The organism is Exiguobacterium sp. s166 (genome assembly GCF_018618855.1).
In the GTDB taxonomy this organism is placed as follows: domain Bacteria; phylum Bacillota; class Bacilli; order Exiguobacteriales; family Exiguobacteriaceae; genus Exiguobacterium_A.
On the sequence record NZ_JACSMU010000001.1, the window covers coordinates 180147 to 201470 of the forward strand.

21 protein-coding genes are annotated in these 21324 nt (G+C 50.2%); 3 read left to right on the plus strand and 18 right to left on the minus strand.

The genetic code is table 11. The annotated features are described in order from the left end of the window. A complete protein-coding gene (gene gmk, locus KNP93_RS00935) occupies window positions 1-618 on the minus strand; it encodes a guanylate kinase (protein WP_188005445.1) in 618 nt (205 codons plus the stop codon). 168 nt (window positions 619-786) lie between these two features. Here gmk and KNP93_RS00940 point away from each other — a divergent pair, with 168 nt between their 5' ends. Further along, window positions 787-2481, plus strand: coding sequence for an Rqc2 family fibronectin-binding protein (locus tag KNP93_RS00940; RefSeq protein WP_214852714.1), 1695 nt, complete (start codon window positions 787-789; stop codon window positions 2479-2481). A gap of 58 nt (window positions 2482-2539) precedes the next feature. On the opposite strand, the gene KNP93_RS00945 is transcribed toward KNP93_RS00940, so the two are convergent. From KNP93_RS00945 to KNP93_RS00960, 4 genes are all read right to left on the minus strand, one after another. Further along, window positions 2540-3451 carry an FUSC family protein gene (locus KNP93_RS00945; protein ID WP_214852717.1) on the minus strand — a complete coding sequence of 304 codons (912 nt, stop codon included), beginning with the start codon at window positions 3449-3451 and terminating at the stop codon, window positions 2540-2542. Further along, window positions 3448-4347 (minus strand): DUF4097 family beta strand repeat-containing protein, encoded by a 900-nt coding sequence (locus KNP93_RS00950; protein ID WP_214852720.1) that lies wholly within the window; start codon window positions 4345-4347, stop codon window positions 3448-3450. The genes KNP93_RS00945 and KNP93_RS00950 overlap by 4 nt, the downstream gene beginning before the upstream one ends. A 207-nt stretch (window positions 4348-4554) precedes the next feature. Beyond that, window positions 4555-5244: a metal-dependent hydrolase gene (locus tag KNP93_RS00955; protein ID WP_131502622.1), complete on the minus strand. Its 690-nt coding sequence runs from the start codon at window positions 5242-5244 to the stop codon at window positions 4555-4557. A 52-nt stretch (window positions 5245-5296) separates the two neighbouring features. Continuing rightward, on the minus strand, window positions 5297-5584 hold the full coding sequence (locus tag KNP93_RS00960; RefSeq protein WP_214852723.1) for a winged helix-turn-helix transcriptional regulator: 288 nt from the start codon (window positions 5582-5584) through the stop codon (window positions 5297-5299). Between the two features lie 106 nt (window positions 5585-5690). Here KNP93_RS00960 and KNP93_RS00965 point away from each other — a divergent pair, with 106 nt between their 5' ends. Continuing rightward, window positions 5691-6182, plus strand: coding sequence for a lactoylglutathione lyase family protein (locus KNP93_RS00965; RefSeq protein ID WP_214852726.1), 492 nt, complete (start codon window positions 5691-5693; stop codon window positions 6180-6182). Between the two features lies 1 nt (window position 6183). Next, a complete protein-coding gene (locus tag KNP93_RS00970) occupies window positions 6184-7155 on the plus strand; it encodes a zinc-binding dehydrogenase (RefSeq protein ID WP_214852729.1) in 972 nt (323 codons plus the stop codon). 82 nt (window positions 7156-7237) lie between these two features. Here KNP93_RS00970 and KNP93_RS00975 read toward each other — a convergent pair whose 3' ends face one another. The 13 genes from KNP93_RS00975 to lspA all read right to left on the minus strand — a co-directional run bounded on the left by KNP93_RS00975 (window position 7238) and on the right by lspA (window position 21258). Beyond that, on the minus strand, window positions 7238-8047 hold the full coding sequence (locus tag KNP93_RS00975) for a GNAT family N-acetyltransferase (protein ID WP_214852735.1): 810 nt from the start codon (window positions 8045-8047) through the stop codon (window positions 7238-7240). A 110-nt stretch (window positions 8048-8157) separates the two neighbouring features. Further along, window positions 8158-8799 carry an orotate phosphoribosyltransferase gene (gene pyrE, locus KNP93_RS00980; RefSeq protein ID WP_214852738.1) on the minus strand — a complete coding sequence of 214 codons (642 nt, stop codon included), beginning with the start codon at window positions 8797-8799 and terminating at the stop codon, window positions 8158-8160. Beyond that, window positions 8796-9494, minus strand: coding sequence for an orotidine-5'-phosphate decarboxylase (gene pyrF / locus KNP93_RS00985; RefSeq protein WP_131502627.1), 699 nt, complete (start codon window positions 9492-9494; stop codon window positions 8796-8798). Before pyrF ends, pyrE begins: the two co-directional genes overlap by 4 nt. After that, window positions 9469-10398: a dihydroorotate dehydrogenase gene (locus KNP93_RS00990; protein ID WP_131502628.1), complete on the minus strand. Its 930-nt coding sequence runs from the start codon at window positions 10396-10398 to the stop codon at window positions 9469-9471. Before KNP93_RS00990 ends, pyrF begins: the two co-directional genes overlap by 26 nt. Further along, window positions 10395-11126, minus strand: a complete 732-nt coding sequence (locus tag KNP93_RS00995) for a dihydroorotate dehydrogenase electron transfer subunit (protein ID WP_131502629.1) — start codon at window positions 11124-11126, stop codon at window positions 10395-10397. Before KNP93_RS00995 ends, KNP93_RS00990 begins: the two co-directional genes overlap by 4 nt. Next, entirely contained in the window at window positions 11123-14335 is a 3213-nt protein-coding gene (gene carB / locus KNP93_RS01000) for a carbamoyl-phosphate synthase large subunit (protein ID WP_131502630.1), read from the minus strand. Before carB ends, KNP93_RS00995 begins: the two co-directional genes overlap by 4 nt. Then, window positions 14328-15416: a carbamoyl phosphate synthase small subunit gene (locus KNP93_RS01005; RefSeq protein ID WP_131502631.1), complete on the minus strand. Its 1089-nt coding sequence runs from the start codon at window positions 15414-15416 to the stop codon at window positions 14328-14330. Before KNP93_RS01005 ends, carB begins: the two co-directional genes overlap by 8 nt. Continuing rightward, a complete protein-coding gene (locus tag KNP93_RS01010) occupies window positions 15409-16680 on the minus strand; it encodes a dihydroorotase (RefSeq protein WP_214852741.1) in 1272 nt (423 codons plus the stop codon). Before KNP93_RS01010 ends, KNP93_RS01005 begins: the two co-directional genes overlap by 8 nt. Window position 16681: 1 nt before the next feature. Further along, window positions 16682-17581, minus strand: coding sequence for an aspartate carbamoyltransferase catalytic subunit (locus KNP93_RS01015; protein ID WP_188005446.1), 900 nt, complete (start codon window positions 17579-17581; stop codon window positions 16682-16684). A gap of 138 nt (window positions 17582-17719) precedes the next feature. Beyond that, a complete protein-coding gene (locus KNP93_RS01020) occupies window positions 17720-19036 on the minus strand; it encodes a uracil-xanthine permease family protein (RefSeq protein WP_214852743.1) in 1317 nt (438 codons plus the stop codon). 51 nt (window positions 19037-19087) lie between these two features. Continuing rightward, entirely contained in the window at window positions 19088-19618 is a 531-nt protein-coding gene (pyrR, locus tag KNP93_RS01025) for a bifunctional pyr operon transcriptional regulator/uracil phosphoribosyltransferase PyrR (RefSeq protein ID WP_012370818.1), read from the minus strand. A 242-nt stretch (window positions 19619-19860) separates the two neighbouring features. Continuing rightward, window positions 19861-20784, minus strand: coding sequence for an RluA family pseudouridine synthase (locus tag KNP93_RS01030; protein ID WP_026827946.1), 924 nt, complete (start codon window positions 20782-20784; stop codon window positions 19861-19863). Continuing rightward, window positions 20785-21258, minus strand: a complete 474-nt coding sequence (gene lspA, locus KNP93_RS01035; protein WP_012370820.1) for a signal peptidase II — start codon at window positions 21256-21258, stop codon at window positions 20785-20787. It lies immediately after the preceding gene. Between the last annotated feature and the right edge of the window lie 66 nt (window positions 21259-21324).

The following is a 21324-nucleotide window of genomic DNA, read 5'->3' on the forward strand; positions in this document are numbered from 1 at the left end:
TTATTTGACCTCCATGGCTTTTTTATACAAGGACGCAACGCGTTCCCGGCTACAATGTTCTGCAGTGACGATTGCTTGAATTCTGTCACATGCTTTGTGGATCTCGTCATTCGTGACGACGTAATCATAAGCATCCATCATTTCAATCTCTTCTTTCGCGACAAGAAGACGTTGTTTGATGACTTCCTCTGATTCCGTTCCACGTCCAACAAGTCGGTTACGAAGTTCCTGTAGACTTGGCGGAGCCAAAAACAGAAAAACAGCTTCCGGAAAATGTTCCTTAACCTGCATCGCACCCTGCACTTCAATTTCTAAGATGACGTCTTTTCCTTCATCCAAGATCTTGTTGACCCAATCGACGGGTGTACCATAGTAATTGCCGACGAATTCCGCATGCTCGAGCAATTGATTATTGGCAATCATACTTTCGAATTCTTCACGTGTCTTGAAGAAATAATGGACACCGTCCACTTCTCCCTCACGCGGTTTACGTGTCGTACATGACACAGAATAGTGCAAATTATTGTCTTCATCTTCGCGCAAGGCACGGCAAACCGTTCCTTTACCAACACCACTCGGACCAGACAATACGAGTAATAAGCCACGCTCTTTAAAAATCACTTCAGAACCCCTCCATCTAACAAACTTCACATTGTTTCATATTAGCAGTAGAGACAGGAAGTTCGCAAGTGGTCTTTTTCAGCTCGACTGCTTAATCATACCATAACCGTGCACTTTCTGTTACCTTTAGAAAGTGGAAACGAAATCAGGAAAGAAGGTAATATCATGGCTTTTGACGGACTAATGACAACACGTGTCGTCCAGGAACTCCAACCGCTCGTTGGGGCACGGATTAATAAAATACACCAACCGTATGCACTCGATTTAATTTTCAGTGTCCGGGCAGAACGAAAAAACGTGATGTTGCTCGCATCGGCCAATGCGATGTACGCGCGGCTTCATCTGACATCGGAGTCGACGAGCAATCCAAGCGAACCGCCGATGTTTTGTATGATGCTCCGAAAGCATCTCGAAGGCGGCTTCATCGAATCAATCGAGCAGCTCGGACGTGACCGGGTCATTTTAATGCGTGTCCGCTCACGAAATGAACTCGGGGATGAAGAAGCGAAAAAACTGTACATCGAACTGATGGGCCGCCATTCCAACATCCTCCTGACAGATGGACAGGATAAAATCTTGGATGCGATCAAACATCTTCCGCTCAGCCAGAATACATTCCGGACCATCATGCCGGGTCTGCAGTATCACTTGCCGCCGGAACAAGATAAAGTCGATCCTCTGACCGGTGACATCGAACAGACGTTACACCGGATTGATTGGAACGCCGGAAAGATCGACCGTCAGTTATTAGGTTTGTTCAGTGGTTTTTCACCGCAAATCACTGCTGAAATCGTGTCGCGGGCCGGTCTTTCGAACCGGACATCACTTGCAGAGGCCATTCATTCCGTTCTGGATGAACTGACAGGTCCTTATTATTTCCAACGTCTCGCAAACGGGAAGGAACGTTTCTCCCCTGTCGCGTTGCACCACGGGGAAATCGTTGAAGAAAAGACCTTTGCGACAAGCGGAGACGTCCTCGATGCGTTTTTCCACCAGAAATCAAATCGGGATCGCGTCAAACAACAGGCGTCTGACTTAGAGCGTTTCATCAAAAGCGAATATGATAAAAATATTCTGAAACGTACGAAACTCGAACGTGACCTGGCTGCTACCGAAAAGATGGACGAATTGAAACACAAAGGCGAATTATTAACGACCTACCTGTATCAGCTCGAACGCGGTATGAAAGAGGCGACGGTCGTCGATTATTATGACGAAGACGGGAAGGAAATTACGATTGCCCTTGATCCCCGCTTTTCACCGAACGAAAATGCCCAGCGGTACTACAAACGTTACAACAAACTGAAGACTGCTAAAATCGAAGTCGCGAAGCAGCTCGAGAAAAACCAGCTCGAAATCAATTATTTTGAGTCGCTACAGGCACAACTCGATGTCGCTTCTCCGGAGGATATTCGAGAGATGCGGGAAGAGCTCGTCGAAGAAGGATACGTCCGGGAACGCAGCAAAAAGAAAAAGAAACCTCTTATCCCTAAACTTGATGCCTACCAATCTTCGACCGGGATTCCATTTTTTGTCGGCAAAAACAACAAACAAAATGATTATGCGACGTTTAAATTCGGACGCCGGTCCGAGACATGGTTGCATACAAAAGATATCCCCGGTTCACATGTCATCATCCGCAGTGACCAGCCGGATGAGACTACCCTGAAAGAAGCAGCAATTGTCGCCGCCTACTATTCAAAAGCACGTGAATCGAGTCAGGTCCCGGTCGATTTCACAGAACTCCGTCATGTCAAAAAGCCGAGTGGTGCAAAACCGGGATTCGTCATCTATACGGATCAAACGACACTTTACGTCACACCGGACGCCGATCTCGTCCAGTCATTGCGGACATCTTAAACCAAAACGTCGCCCTCACTCTTTTTCGATTGAAAAAGGGTCTCGAGGACGACGTTTTTTATTTCATTTTTTCGAGTTGTTCCCGGTAATCTAGCAAGTGTCCGTTGATGATGTCTTTGACCTCACTGACTTCCTGGTCAAAGCTGAACATCGGCTGATCGCGTTCATGTGAAAAGATCACATCATAATGATGGCTGAGCAGAAAATCGATTTCTTGTCCAAGTATCTTCTCCTGCTCGTCTGACATCGGCAAGTCACGATGACTGGCGATACTCTCGAGAAGCAACAGAAGTTTATCTTCCAGATCAACAAGCTGTTTCAATTGAATGAACGCTTTACTCTGACCACTGGCAACCAGTGGATATTTCTGATCTTCTTGCAACATGATGATCATTTCCTCATGTTTTAAGACCTGTTTACGGACCGTCAGTAATTTCGCATCGTCTTTGACCAGACTCCGCCAGTCCTCCATCAATTGTTTGGTCGTCTTTTTGACGAACAACAACAAGCGGTCTTCGTAGTGCGGCGGGAAGACGATATAGTTGACGGCGACAGCGGATAAGACGCCGACGACCGTCAATAAAGACCGAGTCAACGCGTAATGGACATAGTCAGCTGTCGGACTCTCAAACATCAGGACGATCGCAAAAGCGGCAAACGTCGACATGTCGGTCCGTCCAATCATCGAGTTGAAGACAAGCGAAACGATGACCGCGAGACCAATCGTCAACGGATTTGCTCCAAGCGTAGCGACGACCGCCAGTCCACAAACTAATCCAAGAATCGTTCCTAAAATCCGATTGAAGACGATTTTAAACGACCGGTGAATCGTCGGTTGCATCGCAACGATGGCAGCGACGGCGCCCATACCTGAATAGATCCCGAAGACATACCAGGAAAAGCTGAGGGCAATCGCTACAGCGATTCCGGTCTTGATCGTCCGGAGACCAATACGAAACTGGAATTTCACTCGAGCGTCACCTGCCCGACTTCACTCTCGACAGTCACTTCCGGTTTTTCTTGTTTGGATAACTCGAATAAAGCCACATCGTCGTCTTTTTGTTTCGTATACCGGTCGGAGGCTTTAATGTCTCCCTCTGTCGTTACAGCAATCGTTCCCGCTGCTTTCGTTGGTTTCAATCGAATCGGACCATCAATCGTTGAGACGGTCAAATCGAGTTTTGCACCGTATTCCGATAAACTGACCGATTCTGCCGTCACTTCAGCATGGACGGCATTCATATTCGATGCTTTGACATTGCCTTTACCTGTCAGAACAATATCGTCGGCGTCCATTTTATTTAAGTCCAACGTCTCGGCTGACAGATTAATTGATTTGGCATAAACACCCATCCCTTTGATCGACTCGGCGTCGACATCAATACGATTCATATAGTTCGGTAATCCGACTTGAATCGAAAAATCACCCGGCTTCTCACTCGGACGGTTCCCGAGTCGTGCTGCAAATCCGTCTCGCCCTGTCACCGTCAATGTATTTCCTGACGTCCCGATCTTTAATCGTTTTTGACTTGACGCACTATCGACCAATTTCAATTGAACGTTTCCGTCCGTACTCCGGACAAAGTTGATCGTGCCGTTCGGGGCATCGATTTGCAACGTTTTATACCGCTTCGTCGTTTTAAATGCTTCGCCCCGCGATAAGGAATCCGTCGTCAAAAACAACGTCACCGTATATAAAACCAGCAAACTTAAAAGAACCGATCCATACACAATCAGTGGACGCCGGATCGGTTTGCGGGTACCAATCCGATCAAATGATGCCGTCATTTTCCGTCGTTTGTCCTTTAGCCGCGTAAACGAGGATTGTTTGCGTTTTCGTTCTGTTCTGCTTGTGTTCTCCTCCATTGGTCTACCTCCATCCAATTCTCTCCCATTATTCCGAATTTATGATTCGTCTGTCAACATTCCTTCTTTATCATACGAAATTGTTCACATATTGCCATCGGGCGGAGGTTGGAGCACAACAAAAAACGAACACCTCTTCCTGCTTTATCAGAAAAAGTGTCCGTTTCGATTACCGAAGACCCTTCGCATGGAAGGGCTCACTGTATTTTAGAGTTCGATGGATGCATCAATTTTTAACGCATGACCCGTCTGCCCTTGTGCTTCGAGATTCGCACAAAATGCCTCGGCGTCCTGTTTGATTAAATCGAACGTATCGTAATGAACCGGAACGACCGCTTTCGCTTGCAGCATGTCTGCTGCAACTAACGCATCATCAGGTCCCATCGTATAGTTATCCCCGATTGGCAAGAAGGCGAGGTCGATATCATAATGCGCACCGTAGAGCGCCATATCACCAAACAGTGCTGTATCTCCCGCATGATATATGACTTTTTCTTCAATCGTCAATAAGAAACCGGCTGGCATCCCCATATACGTGATCGTCTGTTTTTCTTCGTCAATGATGCTTGAAGAGTGGAATGCCTGCGTCATTTTGACTTTACCAAACGGAAACTCGAACTGTCCGCCCAGGTTCATCGGATGCACGTTCAATCCTTTGAAGCTGAGGTAAGTCGCCAGTTCATGTGTTGCGACAATCGTTGCGCCGGTCGCTTTTGCGATGGCTTCTGCATCCAGCATATGATCAGCGTGTGCATGCGTCAGCAAGATAAAATCTGCTTTGACGTCTTCCGGTTTTGTCATCGCGTGATCGTTACCGCTGAAAAACGGATCAATCACGATATGGTGCCCGTTCGTTTCGATGGTGACAGTAGACTGTCCATGATAAGTCAACTTCATCTAAAATGACCTCCTGAGATTAATGGTATCAACAGAAGATTTAGTTCCCTTCTCACCAGGCACATAAACCTTTTACCGCAGGTTGCAACGTATAAGCGGCGTCTGTCAAGCGGTACTCGACATGCAGGACGGCTTCATCAAATTCAATCCGTTCGACCATCCCGAGCCGTTCGAGTTCCTTTAACTGATCGGTCAAGACTTTCCGGGAAATACCGGGAATCGCGCGTTGTAACTCTAAAAAACGTTTCGGACCGTCCTCTAGCGTGCAATATAACTGTGGACGCCATTTCCCGCCGATGATGGCGAGCGCCCGATTGACTGGAAATTGTTCTGTCGTCATTACTTCCGTCTCTCCTTCAGGTAGTTACTTCAAAGTGCGTACTATGCAGTCGAGTGTATCGTAAGTTATCGTTGTCGTAAATCAAAATGCAAAGGAGCTGGATGTTATGACATATCCACGTAATTTTTCGCACATCGGACTGTCTGTCCCAAATTTAGAACAAGCCATTTCGTTTTACTCGGAGGTCATGGGCTGGTATATCATCATGGAACCGTCCGATGTCGTAGAAGACGATTCACCAATCGGTGTCATGTGTACGGATGCCTTCGGAGCCGGCTGGGAAAAATTCCGCATTGCGCATATGGCGACGGGTGACCGGGTCGGGATCGAGTTATTTGAGTTCCCGAACAACGTAAAACCGGAAAACAACTTTGAATTCTGGAAAACAGGCATTTTCCACTATGCGATTCAAGATCCGGACATCGAAGGCATGGTCGAAAAAATCGTCGCGCACGGCGGCAAACAACGGATGCCGATCCGTGAATATTATCCGGGCGAAAAACCGTACCGGATGGTGTACTGTGAAGATCCGTTCGGCAACCTCGTTGAACTGTACTCCCATTCGTATGAACTGACCTACTCGGAAGGAGCGTATTAAAATGAAAGCATGGCTAAATCACGCAGGCGACACTATCGATCAATGGACATTTGAAGAAGTCGAAACACCCACACCGGGTGAAGGGCAGGCCATGATTCGCGTCCAAGCCGCCGCCTTGAATCCTGTTGATTATAAAGCGACGAAAAATCCGGCTTGGACGTACCCGCATATTCCGGGTGTTGATTTAACCGGTATCGTTGAACAAGTGGAGAAAAACGTAACGGGTGTCGAGCCCGGTGACCGGGTGGCAATCCATACGAACCTCCAAAAAAACGGAACCTTTGCGGAATATGCAGTCGTCGATGCCCGTGCCCTGGCCAAAATTCCGGATGCTGTCAGCTTCACCGAGGCAGCGGCGATTTTGTGTGCCGGGATGACCGCCTATGAAGCAATCGTTCAAAAGATGAACACGACCGGTAAAGAAACGATCCTCATCCATGCCGGTGCAGGTGGTGTCGGCGGAATCGGTATTCAACTTGCCAAACGTCTCGGGTTATCCGTTGCGACGACGGCCTCAAAGGAAAATCACGATTGGGTCAAGAAACTCGGTGCGGATCTTGCCATCGACTATAAAAAAGAAAACGTGACAGAAGCCATCCGAAACTGGACGAACGGTCGCGGTGCTGATTTGATTTTCAACACGGTAGGTCGTGATGAAGCAACAGCGGATTTCGGACGCCTCGCTTTTTCCGGTCAACTTGCCTTCATCGCCGGTGGACCCGATCAATCGGTCGTCAAACCGTTTACGCTCTCTCCGTCCGTTCATGAAGTCGCACTCGCTGCTGCTTATGCGAGCGAAGATGACCGTGCCATCCGGAATCTCGGTCATATGGCAAGTGAGCTTCTAAAACTCGTTGCAGCAAAAGAACTGGATCCGCTCGTCACGGAAGAAATTCCGGCGGCAGACATCGTCAAAGGCTTACAACGTTTGTCAGAGCGCCACGTCCGCGGAAAAATCATCGCGACGTTTTAACATATCTTATTTCTACAACAAAAGCAGCAGTACTTCCTCATGATTCAGGAAAGCACTGCTGCTTTTTCATGCTGTCATCCGGTCATTGGTATTTCGGACGTTTCGTAATTTGTACCGAACGTCCGACGAGTTTAAAGCCGACTGCTTGATAAATCTTGTTCGACGTCGGATTCGACCAGTCCGTGTACAATGACACCATCGGATACTGCTGTAATAAATGCTCGGACAAACATGCCACTAAGTAAGAAGCAATCCCTTGTTTCCGCCATTTTTGCGGGGTGAAGACATACGAAATCGTCACACCCGAAGCAGTTGGTCGACTGGAAGACGCCATCGCGAGTAACTGCTCCCCGTCGAACAGACCAAACAAGGTATCTGCTTGAATATGTTTTAGGATCGTTTGTTTATTTTTCAAACGACTGCGTTCTGTCGCGGGTAAGGCGCCGGTCTCTTGGATGAATGACCAGCCGAACGCAACAGCCTGATCAGCAAACCGTTCCTCGATTAGACGGAACTCATAGTCGAGCGTTACCGGAGGAATCACCGTCGTCAATGCGTAAATCCCTTGATCCATCTTGATTTGAAACGGACTGTGCGAAGCCAGCAACGGTTTAATGATTGCCTGCTCGCCGACATATCCGGGGCAGTTCAAAATCCGTGATAACTTTCGAATTCCTTCGTATGTAAACACATCCCCTGCCAGGATCGCCTGTTCTTCAATTGTTTGCAGGACGACAATCGTCCGGTCTCCCTCTTCTGCAATCGCCATCAAAATCGGGACATCCCCCCGTTCGAGTATCCCGAGCGGCAACTGATGGACATCAGGTCGTCGTTCAAGCAACGGGACCGCAACCTGTTTGAAGCTCTCATAATCACGATAATGTGTCAACATCTGAAAACAGCTCCTTTTCTTTGTTTTCAGTGTATCAAAAAAAAGAACGCATGACGGATGATTCTCATCATTTCCGTCATGCTCGGCTCACTTCACTCATGCTGTCGTAATTAATTCTGTTTTGCGACCGCCAGGAACGCTTCACTCCACTTCACCGGATCCACCGACCAGGTCTGTAAAGCGTCCTGTTCTTCTTTGGAAATGTAGGCCGTCTCGACAGCTGTCTCCAGCAATTCTGAAAACGTCAGTAACGCATCCGCTTCCACTTCGGCCGCCGTTAAGTTTTCCTTCAGTCGTGTCATGCCGTAAGAGAAGATGGCTTGAATCAGGACAACGGTTGCCCCGGCTGCTTCAACTGCTTGGGTGGCTTCAATCGAGGACGTCCCCGTCGACAATAAGTCTTCGACGACGATGACACGTTGTCCGGCTTGCAAACGTCCTTCAATCTGATTCCCTTTTCCGTGTCCTTTGGCACTCCCTCGGATATAAATCATTGGAAGACCGAGTCGTTCCGCGACGAGCGCCGCATGCGGAATACCGGCTGTTGCCGTCCCGGCGATGACATCGACGTTTAAGAGCCGGATGCGTTCCGCTAATTTGTCGGCAATCAGCGTCCGAACGGCCGGACTGGATAAAGTCAGCCGGTTGTCACAATAAATGGGCGACCGTAACCCGCTCGCCCACGTATACGGTGTCGTCGGTGCTAACGTGACCGCTTCGATTTCGAGTAAAGCCTTTGCCAGTTGATTCATGATCTGATCCCCTTCCATTCTGAGAGTAATGCTTCATAGACGGCTTTCGGATCCTCTGCCTGTGTGATGGCACGTCCGATGACGAGATCCGTCGCCCCGTTTCGTCCGGCGTCCGTCACGGTCGCAATCCGTTTTTGATCATTTGCTGCCGTCCCGTTCGGCCGGATTCCCGGAGTGACCAGTTGGAATCCGGGTCGACAGATGGCCTTGATGTGCGTCGTATCGAGAGCGGAACACACGACTCCGTCAAGACCGGCCTGTTCGGCTTCGCGTGCATAGTGCGCAACCACCTCGTCCATCGTGTGTGGAATCATCAGTTCGGTTAACATCGCTTGATCGGTCGATGTCAGTTGGGTGACGGCAATCAACCGTGTATCGGCCGACGTCTCACGTAATCCTGCAAGGGCCGCCTGCATCATTGTTTTTCCACCTGCTGCGTGGACGTTCGTCAGTTCAACACCGAGTTGACCAATGATCCGCATCGTCCGTCGGGCAGTTTCTGGAATATCATGGACTTTTAAATCGAGAAAAACAGCATGTCCTTGTTTGACCAAATGCCGGACAAAAGCGGGACCTTCCGCATAATACAGCTCCATCCCGATTTTGACTGCCGGACGGTGTGGTGCCAATTTTTCTAAAAATCGTTCGACTTGGTTGGCTGACTCAAAATCAAGCGCGATGTAAAGTTGCTCCATATGCTTTCCCCCTGATGTCCAAAATGTGTTCAATGCCTAACTCGTCCATTCGTTTCGGCAATGCCGTTATCAGTTCCTGACAAATGAACGGATTCACGAAATTTGCCGTTCCAATCGCTACCGCTGACGCGCCTGCGTAAATCATCTCGAGTACATCATCCACTTCCATGACGCCTCCCATCCCGATGATCGGAATCGAGACGACTTGGGCGACATCGTGAATCATCCGAATGGCAACCGGTTTGATGGCTGGTCCGGACAATCCGCCGATCCGGTTAGCCAAAATCGGTTGACCGGTCCGAACGTCGATTCGCATCCCGACAAGTGTATTGATCATCGTCAGTCCATCCGCACCCGCCTGTTCAACTGCTTGGGCCATCTCAACAATCGACGTGACATTTGGAGATAATTTGACATAGACCGGTTTTTCGGAAACCGCTTTGACGCGCCGTGTCAGCTCAGCCGCCATCTTCGGATCCGTTCCGAACTGCAACCCGCCGGACTTGACGTTTGGACAGGAGATGTTCAACTCGATTGCTTTAACGACCGGATCCCGGCTGATCCGTCTCGTGACTTCCTCATATTCTTCTGGTGTCGAGCCGGCCACATTCGCAATGATTTCTGTATCAAACTGACTGAGAAACGGTAATTTCTGTGCGATGATTCCGTCGACACCCGGATTTTGTAAACCGATTGCATTCAGCATGCCCATACCGCTCTCTGCAACCCGCGGCGTCGGATTGCCATACCGTTCTTCCCCGGTCGCCGCTTTGATCATGATGCCTCCAAGCATGGATAAATCGTACAGTTTGGCAAACTCTTCACCGAATCCGAAACATCCGGACGCCGGAATGATCGGATTTTTTAAATTCAGACCGGGTAACGTCACATGTAGACGGTTCATAGAATCACCTCTTCTGCCCGGAAGACCGGACCATCGGAACAGGTTTTGACATAATGTCCGTCAGGTGTCGGACAGACACAAGCGAAACAGGCGCCAATGCCGCACCCCATCCGGTTTTCAATCGATAAAAACTTATGTTCGATCGGAACCTGTTGAATCGAGCGTAACATCGGTTCCGGTCCACAGGCGAACAGTGTATCGAACCGGTTGCTGTCGAGTGCGGCGGTCACGAATCCTTGAATTCCTGCTGTCCCGTCGACGGTCGTCACCGTCGTCGGACCAAGTTTTCGAAACTCGTCTTCATAAAAGACACTGTCTGCCGTATCGAATCCCAAAATTGCTTCGCAGGCAATTCCCCGTTCGACCAGTCGACGCATCGTGTAATAGAGCGGTGGAACCCCGATACCTCCCCCGACCAACACAATTTTGGCATCACGCGCGACATGTTCGACCGGAAACCCGTTTCCGAGTGGGCCGAGTGCATCGATTTGATCCCCCGCCCGAAGACGCGCCAGTTCTTTTGTACCTTGACCGATTTCCTTGAACAAAAATGTGATTAAATCTCCTTCGACGTTAGCAATCGAGATCGGGCGACGTAATAATGGACCGACCCGCAAATGCATGAACCGCCCTGGTTCGATAGGCGTCGCGTCAGGACGGCGACAGACTAATTCTGTCGCGCCTGAAGCAATTTGTCGTCGTGTCACGACCGTCAAAAGTTGAATCATCGAGTCACCACCTTTTTCATATAGTCGAATGGCTGAATGGCACTGGCTTCAAAGGACAGGCTTTCAATGACCCGTAATAAAGCTTCCGCGGTATCAAGAGAAGTCAGACAGACGACATTGTTTTCTGCTGCTGCCCGGCGAATGATGAAGCCGTCTTTCGTGACTTGCGAATCCCGACTCATCGTATTGATGACATATTCAACTTCCGCTTTTTCAATCCATTCGAGCATTGACCCTTGTTCCGAACCGAGCTTACCGACGACTTGGACACGCAGACCGTGCTCCGCCAAGACACCGGCTGTTCCGGCCGTGGCAAGAAGTGTAAAGCCGAGTGCCGTAAAGCGTTTGGCGAGATCGAGCATTTCCTGTTTATCCTGATCAGCGACCGTCAACAAGACACGCCCGTGTTCCGGAATCGCCATACCGGAGGCAAGCAACCCTTTATAAAGCGCTTTTTCGAGTGTCCGGTCCGTTCCAATGACTTCTCCGGTCGATTTCATCTCCGGTCCGAGCGACGGATCGACTTCCTTCAGCTTCGCAAACGAGAAGACCGGTACTTTTACAGAGACCAGTTCTTCTTCCGGTAAGACGCCACTCGTCAATCCGTAAGATGCGAGCGTATCTCCCAAGATGACATTCGTCGCCAGGCGTGCAACCGGTAAGCCGGTGACTTTTGAGATGAACGGGACGGTCCGACTTGCCCGCGGATTGACTTCGAGCACATACAGTTCTCCGTCTGCAAAGACGAATTGGATATTAAGCAATCCTTTGATCCGGAAGGCTTTGGCAATCCGCGTCGTATAATCGACAATCAAATCCTTGATCGCTTGCGGTACCCGTTGCGGCGGATAAACGCCGATGGAATCCCCGGAGTGGACGCCGGCCCGTTCGATATGTTCCATGATGCCCGGAATGACAACATCTTCTCCGTCACAAATCGCATCCACCTCAAGTTCCATTCCGGTCAAATAACGGTCGACGAGAACCGGACGTTCCGGCGAGGCAATGACGGCGTGTTTCATATAATGTTCCAGCTCCTGCTGTCCGTAGACAATCTCCATCGCACGTCCGCCCAGGACATAAGACGGGCGGACGAGAACCGGATACCCGAGCTCGCTTGCCGCTTCTGTCGCTTCAGCTACTGTGACAGCTGTTTTCCCCGGAGGTTGCGGAATTTCAAGCTGTGTCAGGGCCGCTTCAAACTGTTTCCGATCTTCTGCCCGGTCGAGATCCTCAAGAGCCGTTCCAAGAATCTTCACCCCTTCCGCTTCCAGCGATTCAGCTAAATTGATTGCCGTCTGTCCGCCGAATTGCACGATGACCCCAATCGGCTGTTCGTTTCGGATGACTTCGAGTACATCTTCCGTCGTCAAGGGTTCAAAATAGAGCCGGTCAGAAATCGAGAAGTCAGTTGAGACCGTCTCCGGGTTATTGTTGACGATGATGGCTTCATATCCCGCTTCACGAATCGCTTGAATGGAATGGACCGTTGCATAATCAAACTCCACCCCTTGCCCGATCCGGATCGGTCCGGAACCGAGGACAAGAATCGACGGCCGTGTTGTTGGTGTCGCCTCGTTTTCAACTTCGTACGTGCCGTAGTAATACGGTGTGTCGGATGCAAATTCCGCTGCACACGTATCGACCATTTTATAAACTGGATGCAGTCCCGCTTCGTTACGGATGGACCGGACAGCTGTCTCGGTTTGTTCCGTAATCCGGGCGAGCATTTGGTCACTGAAGCCATAGCGTTTGGCATGATGCAGGCGTTCCTGTGTCAATCCATTCTTGACGATATCCTGTTCAATTCGGTGGATGTGATGCAGTTTTTCTAAGAATAACCGGTCGATGCTTGTCCATTCGTGCAACTGTTCGACGGTATAACCGCGTTCGATGCCGGCATAGAGGGCAAACAATCGTTCATCCGTCGCTTTGACGATCTGACGGTGCAGATCGGCTTCATTCATTTCAGCAAAACGTGTCATGTGTAAATCGGATTGACCGATTTCAAGCGAACGGACTGCTTTCAGCAAGGCTTCCTCCATCGTCCGTCCCATGGCCATGACTTCGCCCGTCGCTTTCATCTGCGTCCCGAGTGTCCGGTCCGCCGACTCAAACTTATCAAACGGCCAACGGGGAATCTTGGCGACGACATAGTCAAGTGCCGGTTCGAACGAAGCAAAACTTGTTTCCGTAATCGGATTCTTCAACTCGGATAAGGCATACCCGACGGCGATTTTCGCGGCCAGTTTAGCAATCGGATATCCTGTCGCTTTCGAAGCCAGTGCCGAAGAACGCGATACACGCGGATTCACTTCGATGACATAATACGTGAAACTCACCGGATCGAGTGCGAATTGGATATTGCACCCACCTTCGATCCCGAGTGCACGAATGATATCGAGCGATACATTACGCATCATCTGATAATCGCGGTCGGATAACGTTTGTGTCGGAGCAAAGACGATCGAGTCACCCGTATGGACACCAACCGGATCAAAGTTTTCCATCGCACAGACGATGATTGCCTGGTTCGTCGCGTCACGCATGACTTCAAATTCGACTTCTTTCATCCCGGCGATTGATTTCTCAAGTAAAACCTGTGTCGCCGGACTGGCTTTGAGTCCACCTTCGACAATCCGGATGAACTCATCCATCGTTTCAGCGATGCCGCCACCGGTTCCACCAAGCGTATATGCCGGTCGAATAATGATTGGAAGACCGATTTTCGCACAAAAGTGTTCGGCTTCTTCGACTGTATGCACGATCTCACTTTCCGGAACACCGTGCCCGAGTCTAAACATCAATTTTCTGAACAAATCACGATCTTCCGCTTCCTCGATTGCCGTCAGCTTCGTCCCGAGCAGCTCGACGCCATATTCGGCAAGAACACCCAGTCGATCCAGTTCAACAGCAAGATTCAGACCCGTTTGTCCGCCGAGAGTCGCGAGTAACGCATCGGGACGTTCTTTCCGGATGATCCGGGAAACAAACTCTGCTTGTAACGGTTCGATGTACACGCGGTCCGCTACTGTCGGATCCGTCATGATGGTCGCCGGATTGGAGTTAACGAGAACGACTTCGTACCCTTCCTCTTTTAAGGCTTGGCAGGCTTGTGTTCCGGCATAATCAAATTCCGCCGCTTGTCCGATGACGATTGGACCGGATCCGATAACGAGAATCTTTTGAATATCTTGACGTTTAGGCATGAGAGACCTCCTGTTGGTTCGTGATTTCTGTTAAAAATTGATCAAATAAATCATTGGCATCCATCGGTCCGGGAGAAGCTTCAGGGTGATACTGAACGGAAAAGACGGGGTGGATCGTATGCCGGATTCCTTCAACGGTCCCATCATTGATCGCCCGGTGCGTCAGCATGAGATTCAACCCGACCAGCGACTCTTCCTCGACAGCGTAACCATGATTTTGTGACGTGATACTGACTTGTCCCGTTTGAAGATCTTCGACCGGGTGGTTTGCTCCCCGGTGACCAAACGGTAATTTAAACGTATCTGCTCCATGCGCCAAGGCAATCAATTGATGACCAAGACAGATGCCAAAGATGACGACTTGACCGGTCAGTTCCTGAATTAAGGGAATCGCGGTCGGAACATCTTTTGGATTCCCGGGACCGTTCGATAACATGACACCGTCCGGTACGTAACGCAAGACATCCTTCGCCGTCACGTCGTGCGGGACGACGACGACTTCGCATCCGCGTCGGACAAGCTCCCGGATAATCCCGAGTTTGGCACCGAAATCGACCAAGACGATCCGTGGACCGGCACCCGGGATGACATAGGCGCGTTCCGTCGAAGCCCGTTTGACCTGATCGGTTGCAAGCGTCATCTGTTGAATCCGGTCCAGTTGCTCGGACAACTCGTACGCTCCATCGACGAGGAGTCCCCGCATGACTCCTTTTGAACGCAGGTGTCGGGTTAACTGACGGGTATCGATTCCCGTTAAACCGGGAATGTTGAATTCCTCTAGAGCCGCTGCAAGTGACGTCTGGGAGCGGAAGTTTGATGGTGTATGACAGACTTCCCGGACAATCAGTGCTTTCGCAAGCGGACGGGTCGTTTCATAGTCATCACGGTTCATGCCGTAGTTGCCGATCAACGGATTGGTTAAGACGATCATTTGATCACAGTAGGAAGGATCGGATAACATCTCTTGATACCCGGTCATGCCTGTTTGGAAGACCACTTCCCCCATCGTCACCTCGCTTGCACCAAATGCTTCTCCTTCAAACACCATTCCATCTTCTAAAATCAACGTCCGTTTAGACATGTGTCATTTCCCCCTTGAATACAATTTCTCCACCGACGAGCGTCAAGACCGGATAGCCCGTTAGTCGTTCTCCACTAAATGGTGTGTTTTTCCCTTTCGAGAAAAACTGATCCGGTTGAACCGTCCGAACTGTCTTTAGATCGAGTAAGACAAGATCGGCAGGTGCTCCGACTTCGATTCGTCCAAATGGCAAGTCAAACAAATCAGCCGGTTTACGTGACAACCAATCGAGCAACTGGGCAAGCGTGACGATGCCCGGTTCGACCAGCTTCGTATACAACAACGGAAATGCTGTCTCAAATCCTGTAATTCCGAACGGAGCCCGCTCGATGCCGAGTGCTTTTTCCTCTGTTGCATGCGGCGCATGATCCGTTGCGATACAATCAATCGTCCCGTCCAGCAAACCCTCCAGCAATGCTTGGCGATCCGCTTCGCTCCGAAGTGGTGGATTCATCTTGAAGTTTGGATCGCGTCCGACGATATCGTCTTCCGTTAACACCAGATGATGGGGCGTGACTTCCGCCGTCACCCGAATCCCTGCCCGTTTTGCATCCCGGATCACCCGGACGGATTCCTTTGTCGAGACATGGCAGACGTGATAATGACAGCCGGTCGCTTCCGCAATCAAGACATCCCGCGCGATATGAACGCTTTCGGCCAGTGACGGGATTCCCTGTAATCCTTCGCGTGCACTATACGCTCCTTCATGGACACAACCTGCCTTCAGCGAATCATCTTCACAATGGGCGATGATACTTTTATTGACGGCGGCGGCGCGTATCATCGCTTCCCGCATGACAGCGGCAGTTTGGACACCGACTCCGTCATCCGTGAAAGCAAAGGCATCGGTCAGTTGTTCAAATGCGACGAGTTCCTGCCCTAGCTGATTTTTTGAAATCGCCGCATAAGGGAAAACACGGACAGATGCCGTTTCTTCAATCTTTTTAAAGAGCGCATCCAGCGTCTCCCGGTCATCCGGAACCGGTCGCGTGTTCGGCATCGGACAAATCGTCGTAAACCCGCCTGCCGCCGCTGCTGCCGTTCCCGTCGCGATCGTCTCCTTATGTTCGCCGCCCGGTTCGCGTAAATGAACATGAATATCGACAAATCCTGGTGCGACCGTATAACCTGTCGCATCAATCACCTGATCCGTCTCGCGTGGTGTCGCATCGAGCTCCGCCAAGACACCCTCTTCGATGCGAATGCTCGACTCGTGCCGTTCCCCATTTTTATACCATGTCGCATGATCAATTCGGATTGCCATCTTATATCGTCTCCTTTGTCGTTGCTGTCTCAAACGCCCGTTCTAAAATCGCCATTCGCGCAAATACACCATTCGTCATCTGATCAAAGATACGCGATTGCGGATGTTCAACCAGTTCTTCGGCAATTTCAACGCCGCGGTTGACCGGTGCGGGATGTAATACAATCGCATCCGGTCGAATCCGGTTCATCCGGTCCTCCGTTAACCCGTACCGTTCGTGATACTCATCTGTTGCAAACGAATGCTTATCCGCATGCCGTTCATGCTGAACGCGGAGCAGCATGATGATATCACTCGTGGCTACTGCCTCATCCATCTCCCGGTAAGTGATTCCCATCGTTTCATCGAACCAGTCCCTCGGTCCGGAACCGATGACGGTCGCTCCCAACCGCTGTAAGACGTGTGCATTGGAGCGGGCAACCCGGCTATGCCGGAGATCCCCGCAGATGACGATCGTTTTCCCGCTGACATGACCGTATGTCTCGTACATGGTCATCAAATCCAGTAAGGATTGTGAGGGATGCTGTCCGCTGCCGTCTCCGGCATTAATGATTGGAATCGACAGATGGTGTTGCAGTGGTTCGTAATAACCGGTCTCTCCGTGACGGATGACGAGCGCATCGACGCCGAGCGCCTGTAACGTCTTACATGTATCCAGTAACGTTTCACCTTTTTGAACGGATGAGGTCGCCGTTTCGAATGGCAGGACGTGCAATCCGAGATGATATTCCGCCATGTCAAATGAACATTTGGTCCGGGTCGAATGTTCGAAAAATAAGTTAGCGACGGTTTTCTTCGGCAACGGCCGGGCGGGTGCGCCTTGTTTCAGTTGCAGTCCCCGCTTTATCAATCGTTCGATTTCAGTTGTCGACAGCTCGTCAAGACTTGTAAAATGGGCAATCCGTTGTCGTGTCTGCATGTTCTTCTCTCCTTTGGGCCGCAAAAAAGCGCACCTTCTGATGTGAAGGTGCGCTGAAGAAGACAGATGTCGCCATCTGTTTCTGAAGGGCCTCCACTTTATCGTTCTCTCTGGAACGTCTTAAAAGTCGTTAGCTGCTCGTTTCGGTTGTGATGATTCTTGTTCTTGTTCTGCCACTTCGGTACTCGTTTTCGGCAAGATCAGATTCAAAAGGACTCCTAGAATCGTCGCCAGTGCCATTCCTTCTAACGAGAAATTACCGATTTTCAAAGCAGCCCCGCCGATTCCGATGACCAGGATGACAGCAGTGATCGTCAGATTGCGTTTATCCGCAAGATCGACTTTACTTTCAACCAGAGTCCGCAGACCGTTCGAAGCGATGACGCCGAACAGCAGGATACTGATGCCGCCCATGACAGGTGTCGGAATCGTTTTGATGAATCCTTCGACATAGCCGAGGAATCCGAAGCTGATGGCAAGAACGGCTGCGCCTCCGAGGACAAAGACGCTGTATACTCGGGTAATGGCCATGACACCGTTGTTTTCACCGTATGTCGTCACCGGCGGACCGCCGAGCATTGAAGCAATCGTCTTCGCCAGTCCGTCTCCGAGAACCGTCCGGTGCATCCCCGGATCAAGAAGCGTCTCGCGCCCGATAATCCGTGATGTCACTTTTTGTTCTCCGATGTGTTCTGTTAATGTGACGAGTGTGACCGGGACGATGAGTGCAAGTGCTGCCCAGTTTAAGGTTGGTGAGTAATCCAGGAACGGTACCGTAAAGTTAGGAATTTGGAAAAAGCTCGCCTGTTTCAGTGAAGTGAAATCAACGATTCCCGCCGCGACAGCGACCAGATAACCCGTCAAGATACCGAACAGGATCGGCACCGTACTCCACATGCCTTTGAAATACGTCATGGCAAGTAACGTCACGGCGAGTGTCGTCAAGGCGACGAGGAGGAAGGTACCGCTGTACTTTCCGTCCGCTCCGTTCATCGCCATGTTGACAGCTGTCGGCGCAAGCGATAATCCGATGACCATGATGACCGGTCCGATGACGACCGGTGGCAAGAGTTTCATCAGCCAACCGACCCCTATATATGTGATGACGAGTGAAACGATTCCGTAGACCAGCCCGGCGACCATTCCACCGACAAGGGCATCTTCCACTCCCCAGCGTTCACTGACAGCAATGATCGGGACGATATAAGCAAAACTTGAACCTAAGTACGTCGGGACTTTAAAGCGTGTGACGGCGAGGAAAATCAAGGTGCCTACTCCGCTTGCGACGAGGGCAACGGATGTGTTTAATCCCGTTAATAACGGAACCAGGACCGTCGCGCCAAACATCGCGAAGACATGTTGGAGGCTGAGCATCAGCCATTGCAGGGGGTGTTTTGGCCGTTCTTGTACATCAAGAATCGCTGTGTGGGTTTTCATAAGGATAACTCCCTTTCTGGTCTCTCTGGACCACGTTAAAGGTATTTGTGTTTAACGTTTGATAAATACTTGATCGGCGTCATCGACTTCAGATAAGGCGACGACGACTTGTTCTTCGCGTGATGTCGGGACATTCTTCCCGATGAAATCTGGTCGGATCGGAAGCTCCCGGTGTCCCCGGTCGACGAGGACAGCGAGTTGAATCATACTCGGACGACCGTGATCAACGAGCGCATCCATCGCGGCGCGGACGGTGCGTCCGGTGTATAGGACGTCATCCACCAGGACGATGATTTTTCCGGTCACCGTCTCCGGCATGTCCGTGCCTTTGATTTCCGGCTCAAGACTTTTTTTCGATAAGTCATCCCTGTACATCGAGATGTCCACGACACCAAGCAGGACCGGTTTGCCTTCAATCTCTTCAATCCGGCGGGCCAGACGGCGGGCCAGTGTCTCACCACGTGTCTTGATACCGACGATCATCAGTTGATCAATTCCTTTGTTGCGTTCGATGATTTCATGGGCGATGCGTGTCAATGCCCGACTGATGGCGGCTTCATCTAAAATGACGGATGGTTTCATCACTTGCTCCTTTCTGCAAAAAAACCTCCTGCGTAAAGTCGCAGGAGGTTGTTGAAGACAATAAGTGTGGGTAGCTCACGCTACACGTATCTACACAAATGAAGTGTCTCCCTTTCGTAGCCTCTCCGGACTCGTTTAAAGGTGTGCTATGGGTAGGATCGTCAACGCGGACGACCGGTTGTGTGAGGCAGATGTCTCGCATCGCTCTCTAGGTGATACTCTACCGTTTTATTAGAAAAACGTCAAGACTCTAATTCAAGTTTTTTCAACTGACTGATCTCGAACGTCATCTCTTCCGGCAACGGTGCCTCGAAATGTAACATCTCACCAGTCCGTGGATGCTTGAATCCAAGAACAGCCGCATGAAGCGCTTGACCGTTCATTTTCATCGTTTTCCGTGGTCCGTATTTCGGATCTCCGGCAAGCGGGAAACCAATATAACGCATGTGGACACGAATCTGGTGCGTCCGTCCTGTCTCGAGCTTACATTCAACAACCGTGAACCCTTCGTAACGGTCAAGGACGCGGAAATGCGTCACAGCGGCTTTTGAGTTTTTATCCGTCACGGTCATCCGTTGACGGTCATTTTTGTCACGGCCGACCGGTGCTTCAATCGTTCCCAGTTCATGCGGAATCTCGCCGTGGACAAGCGCGATGTACAGACGCTCTGTCGTCTTGTCTTTTAGTTGTTGTGCCAGGGATTCATGTGCCAAATCATTTTTAGCGACCATCAGGAGACCGGATGTATCTTTATCGATTCTGTGGACGATCCCTGGACGTTTGACACCATTGATGCCGGACAAATCCTGGCAATGATGGAGCAAGGCATTGACGAGTGTTCCGGATACGTGCCCCGCTGCCGGATGCACGACCATCCCTTTTGGTTTGTTGATGACGATGACATCACTGTCTTCATACACGACATCCAGCGGGATATCTTCCGGTAAAACTTCCAGCTCGACGGCTTCCGGAATCCGGACGAGGATCTCTTCCGTACCGGACATCTTATAGTTCGGTTTGACGATTCGTCCGTCCACTTCGACGTGTCCCGCTTTTAACCAGTCCTGGACTTGTGACCGGGACCAGTCTTGTTGTTCCGCTAACCATTTATCAATTCGACCGGTAGCACCATTGGCTTTAACAGCCCATTCATTTTGTTCATTCATTTAATCAATCGTTCCCTTCTTAGTCAAACGCTCTTCAAACATGACGCTGATCAGCATCAGAATAACCCCAAACGTCAAACTGACGTCTGCCACATTAAATATCGGGAAGTTATACCCGAACGGATAAAAATGAAAAAAGTCGACGACTTCTCCACGTGCCATTCGGTCGATGAAATTCCCGACCGCTCCGCCGAGTAATAAGGCGACGCTCCAAGCAAATACTTTGTTTTTTGTGCCTTCTTTGTAAAGAAAATAAATCAGCCCAATGACGACGACCAGCGTGATGACGAAGAAAAATCCAAACTTCCCTTCAAGCATCCCCCAGGCAGCGCCACGATTCCGGTATGAATTTAAATAAAAGAAATTGGGAATGATCTCAATCGCTTGACCAATCGTCATCTGTTGGACGACGATCCATTTCGTCAATTGATCCACTCCGACGAGTACAGCAGCAATCGCTAAGTAAAGCCACATTCTTTTTTCCTCCACATCCAAAAATAATGAGGGACCGCTACGAAGTCGCCGTAGCTGCCCCTCCCT

What these genes read in the sequence shown, in the direction of transcription:
- KNP93_RS01005 (WP_131502631.1), bottom strand. Translation starts at nt 15,416, where the DNA reads ATGTCTAAACGGACGTTGATTTTAGAAGATGGAATGGTGTTTGAAGGA.
- KNP93_RS00995 (WP_131502629.1), bottom strand. Translation starts at nt 11,126, where the DNA reads ATGATTCAACTTTTGACGGTCGTGACACGACGACAAATTGCTTCAGGC.
- KNP93_RS00955 (WP_131502622.1), bottom strand. Translation starts at nt 5,244, where the DNA reads ATGAAGTTGACTTATCATGGACAGTCTACTGTCACCATCGAAACGAAC.
- pyrE (WP_214852738.1), bottom strand. Translation starts at nt 8,799, where the DNA reads ATGAATCAACTGGCAAAGGCTTTACTCGAAATCGAAGCGGTCACGTTA.
- lspA (WP_012370820.1), bottom strand. Translation starts at nt 21,258, where the DNA reads ATGTGGCTTTACTTAGCGATTGCTGCTGTACTCGTCGGAGTGGATCAA.
- KNP93_RS00965 (WP_214852726.1), top strand. Translation starts at nt 5,691, where the DNA reads ATGACATATCCACGTAATTTTTCGCACATCGGACTGTCTGTCCCAAAT.
- KNP93_RS00970 (WP_214852729.1), top strand. Translation starts at nt 6,184, where the DNA reads ATGAAAGCATGGCTAAATCACGCAGGCGACACTATCGATCAATGGACA.
- carB (WP_131502630.1), bottom strand. Translation starts at nt 14,335, where the DNA reads ATGCCTAAACGTCAAGATATTCAAAAGATTCTCGTTATCGGATCCGGT.
- KNP93_RS00975 (WP_214852735.1), bottom strand. Translation starts at nt 8,047, where the DNA reads ATGTTGACACATTATCGTGATTATGAGAGCTTCAAACAGGTTGCGGTC.
- KNP93_RS00940 (WP_214852714.1), top strand. Translation starts at nt 787, where the DNA reads ATGGCTTTTGACGGACTAATGACAACACGTGTCGTCCAGGAACTCCAA.
- KNP93_RS00950 (WP_214852720.1), bottom strand. Translation starts at nt 4,347, where the DNA reads ATGGAGGAGAACACAAGCAGAACAGAACGAAAACGCAAACAATCCTCG.
- KNP93_RS01010 (WP_214852741.1), bottom strand. Translation starts at nt 16,680, where the DNA reads ATGGCAATCCGAATTGATCATGCGACATGGTATAAAAATGGGGAACGG.
- pyrR (WP_012370818.1), bottom strand. Translation starts at nt 19,618, where the DNA reads ATGAAACCATCCGTCATTTTAGATGAAGCCGCCATCAGTCGGGCATTG.
- KNP93_RS00960 (WP_214852723.1), bottom strand. Translation starts at nt 5,584, where the DNA reads ATGACGACAGAACAATTTCCAGTCAATCGGGCGCTCGCCATCATCGGC.
- pyrF (WP_131502627.1), bottom strand. Translation starts at nt 9,494, where the DNA reads ATGGAGCAACTTTACATCGCGCTTGATTTTGAGTCAGCCAACCAAGTC.
- KNP93_RS01020 (WP_214852743.1), bottom strand. Translation starts at nt 19,036, where the DNA reads ATGAAAACCCACACAGCGATTCTTGATGTACAAGAACGGCCAAAACAC.
- KNP93_RS00990 (WP_131502628.1), bottom strand. Translation starts at nt 10,398, where the DNA reads ATGAACCGTCTACATGTGACGTTACCCGGTCTGAATTTAAAAAATCCG.
- KNP93_RS01030 (WP_026827946.1), bottom strand. Translation starts at nt 20,784, where the DNA reads ATGAATGAACAAAATGAATGGGCTGTTAAAGCCAATGGTGCTACCGGT.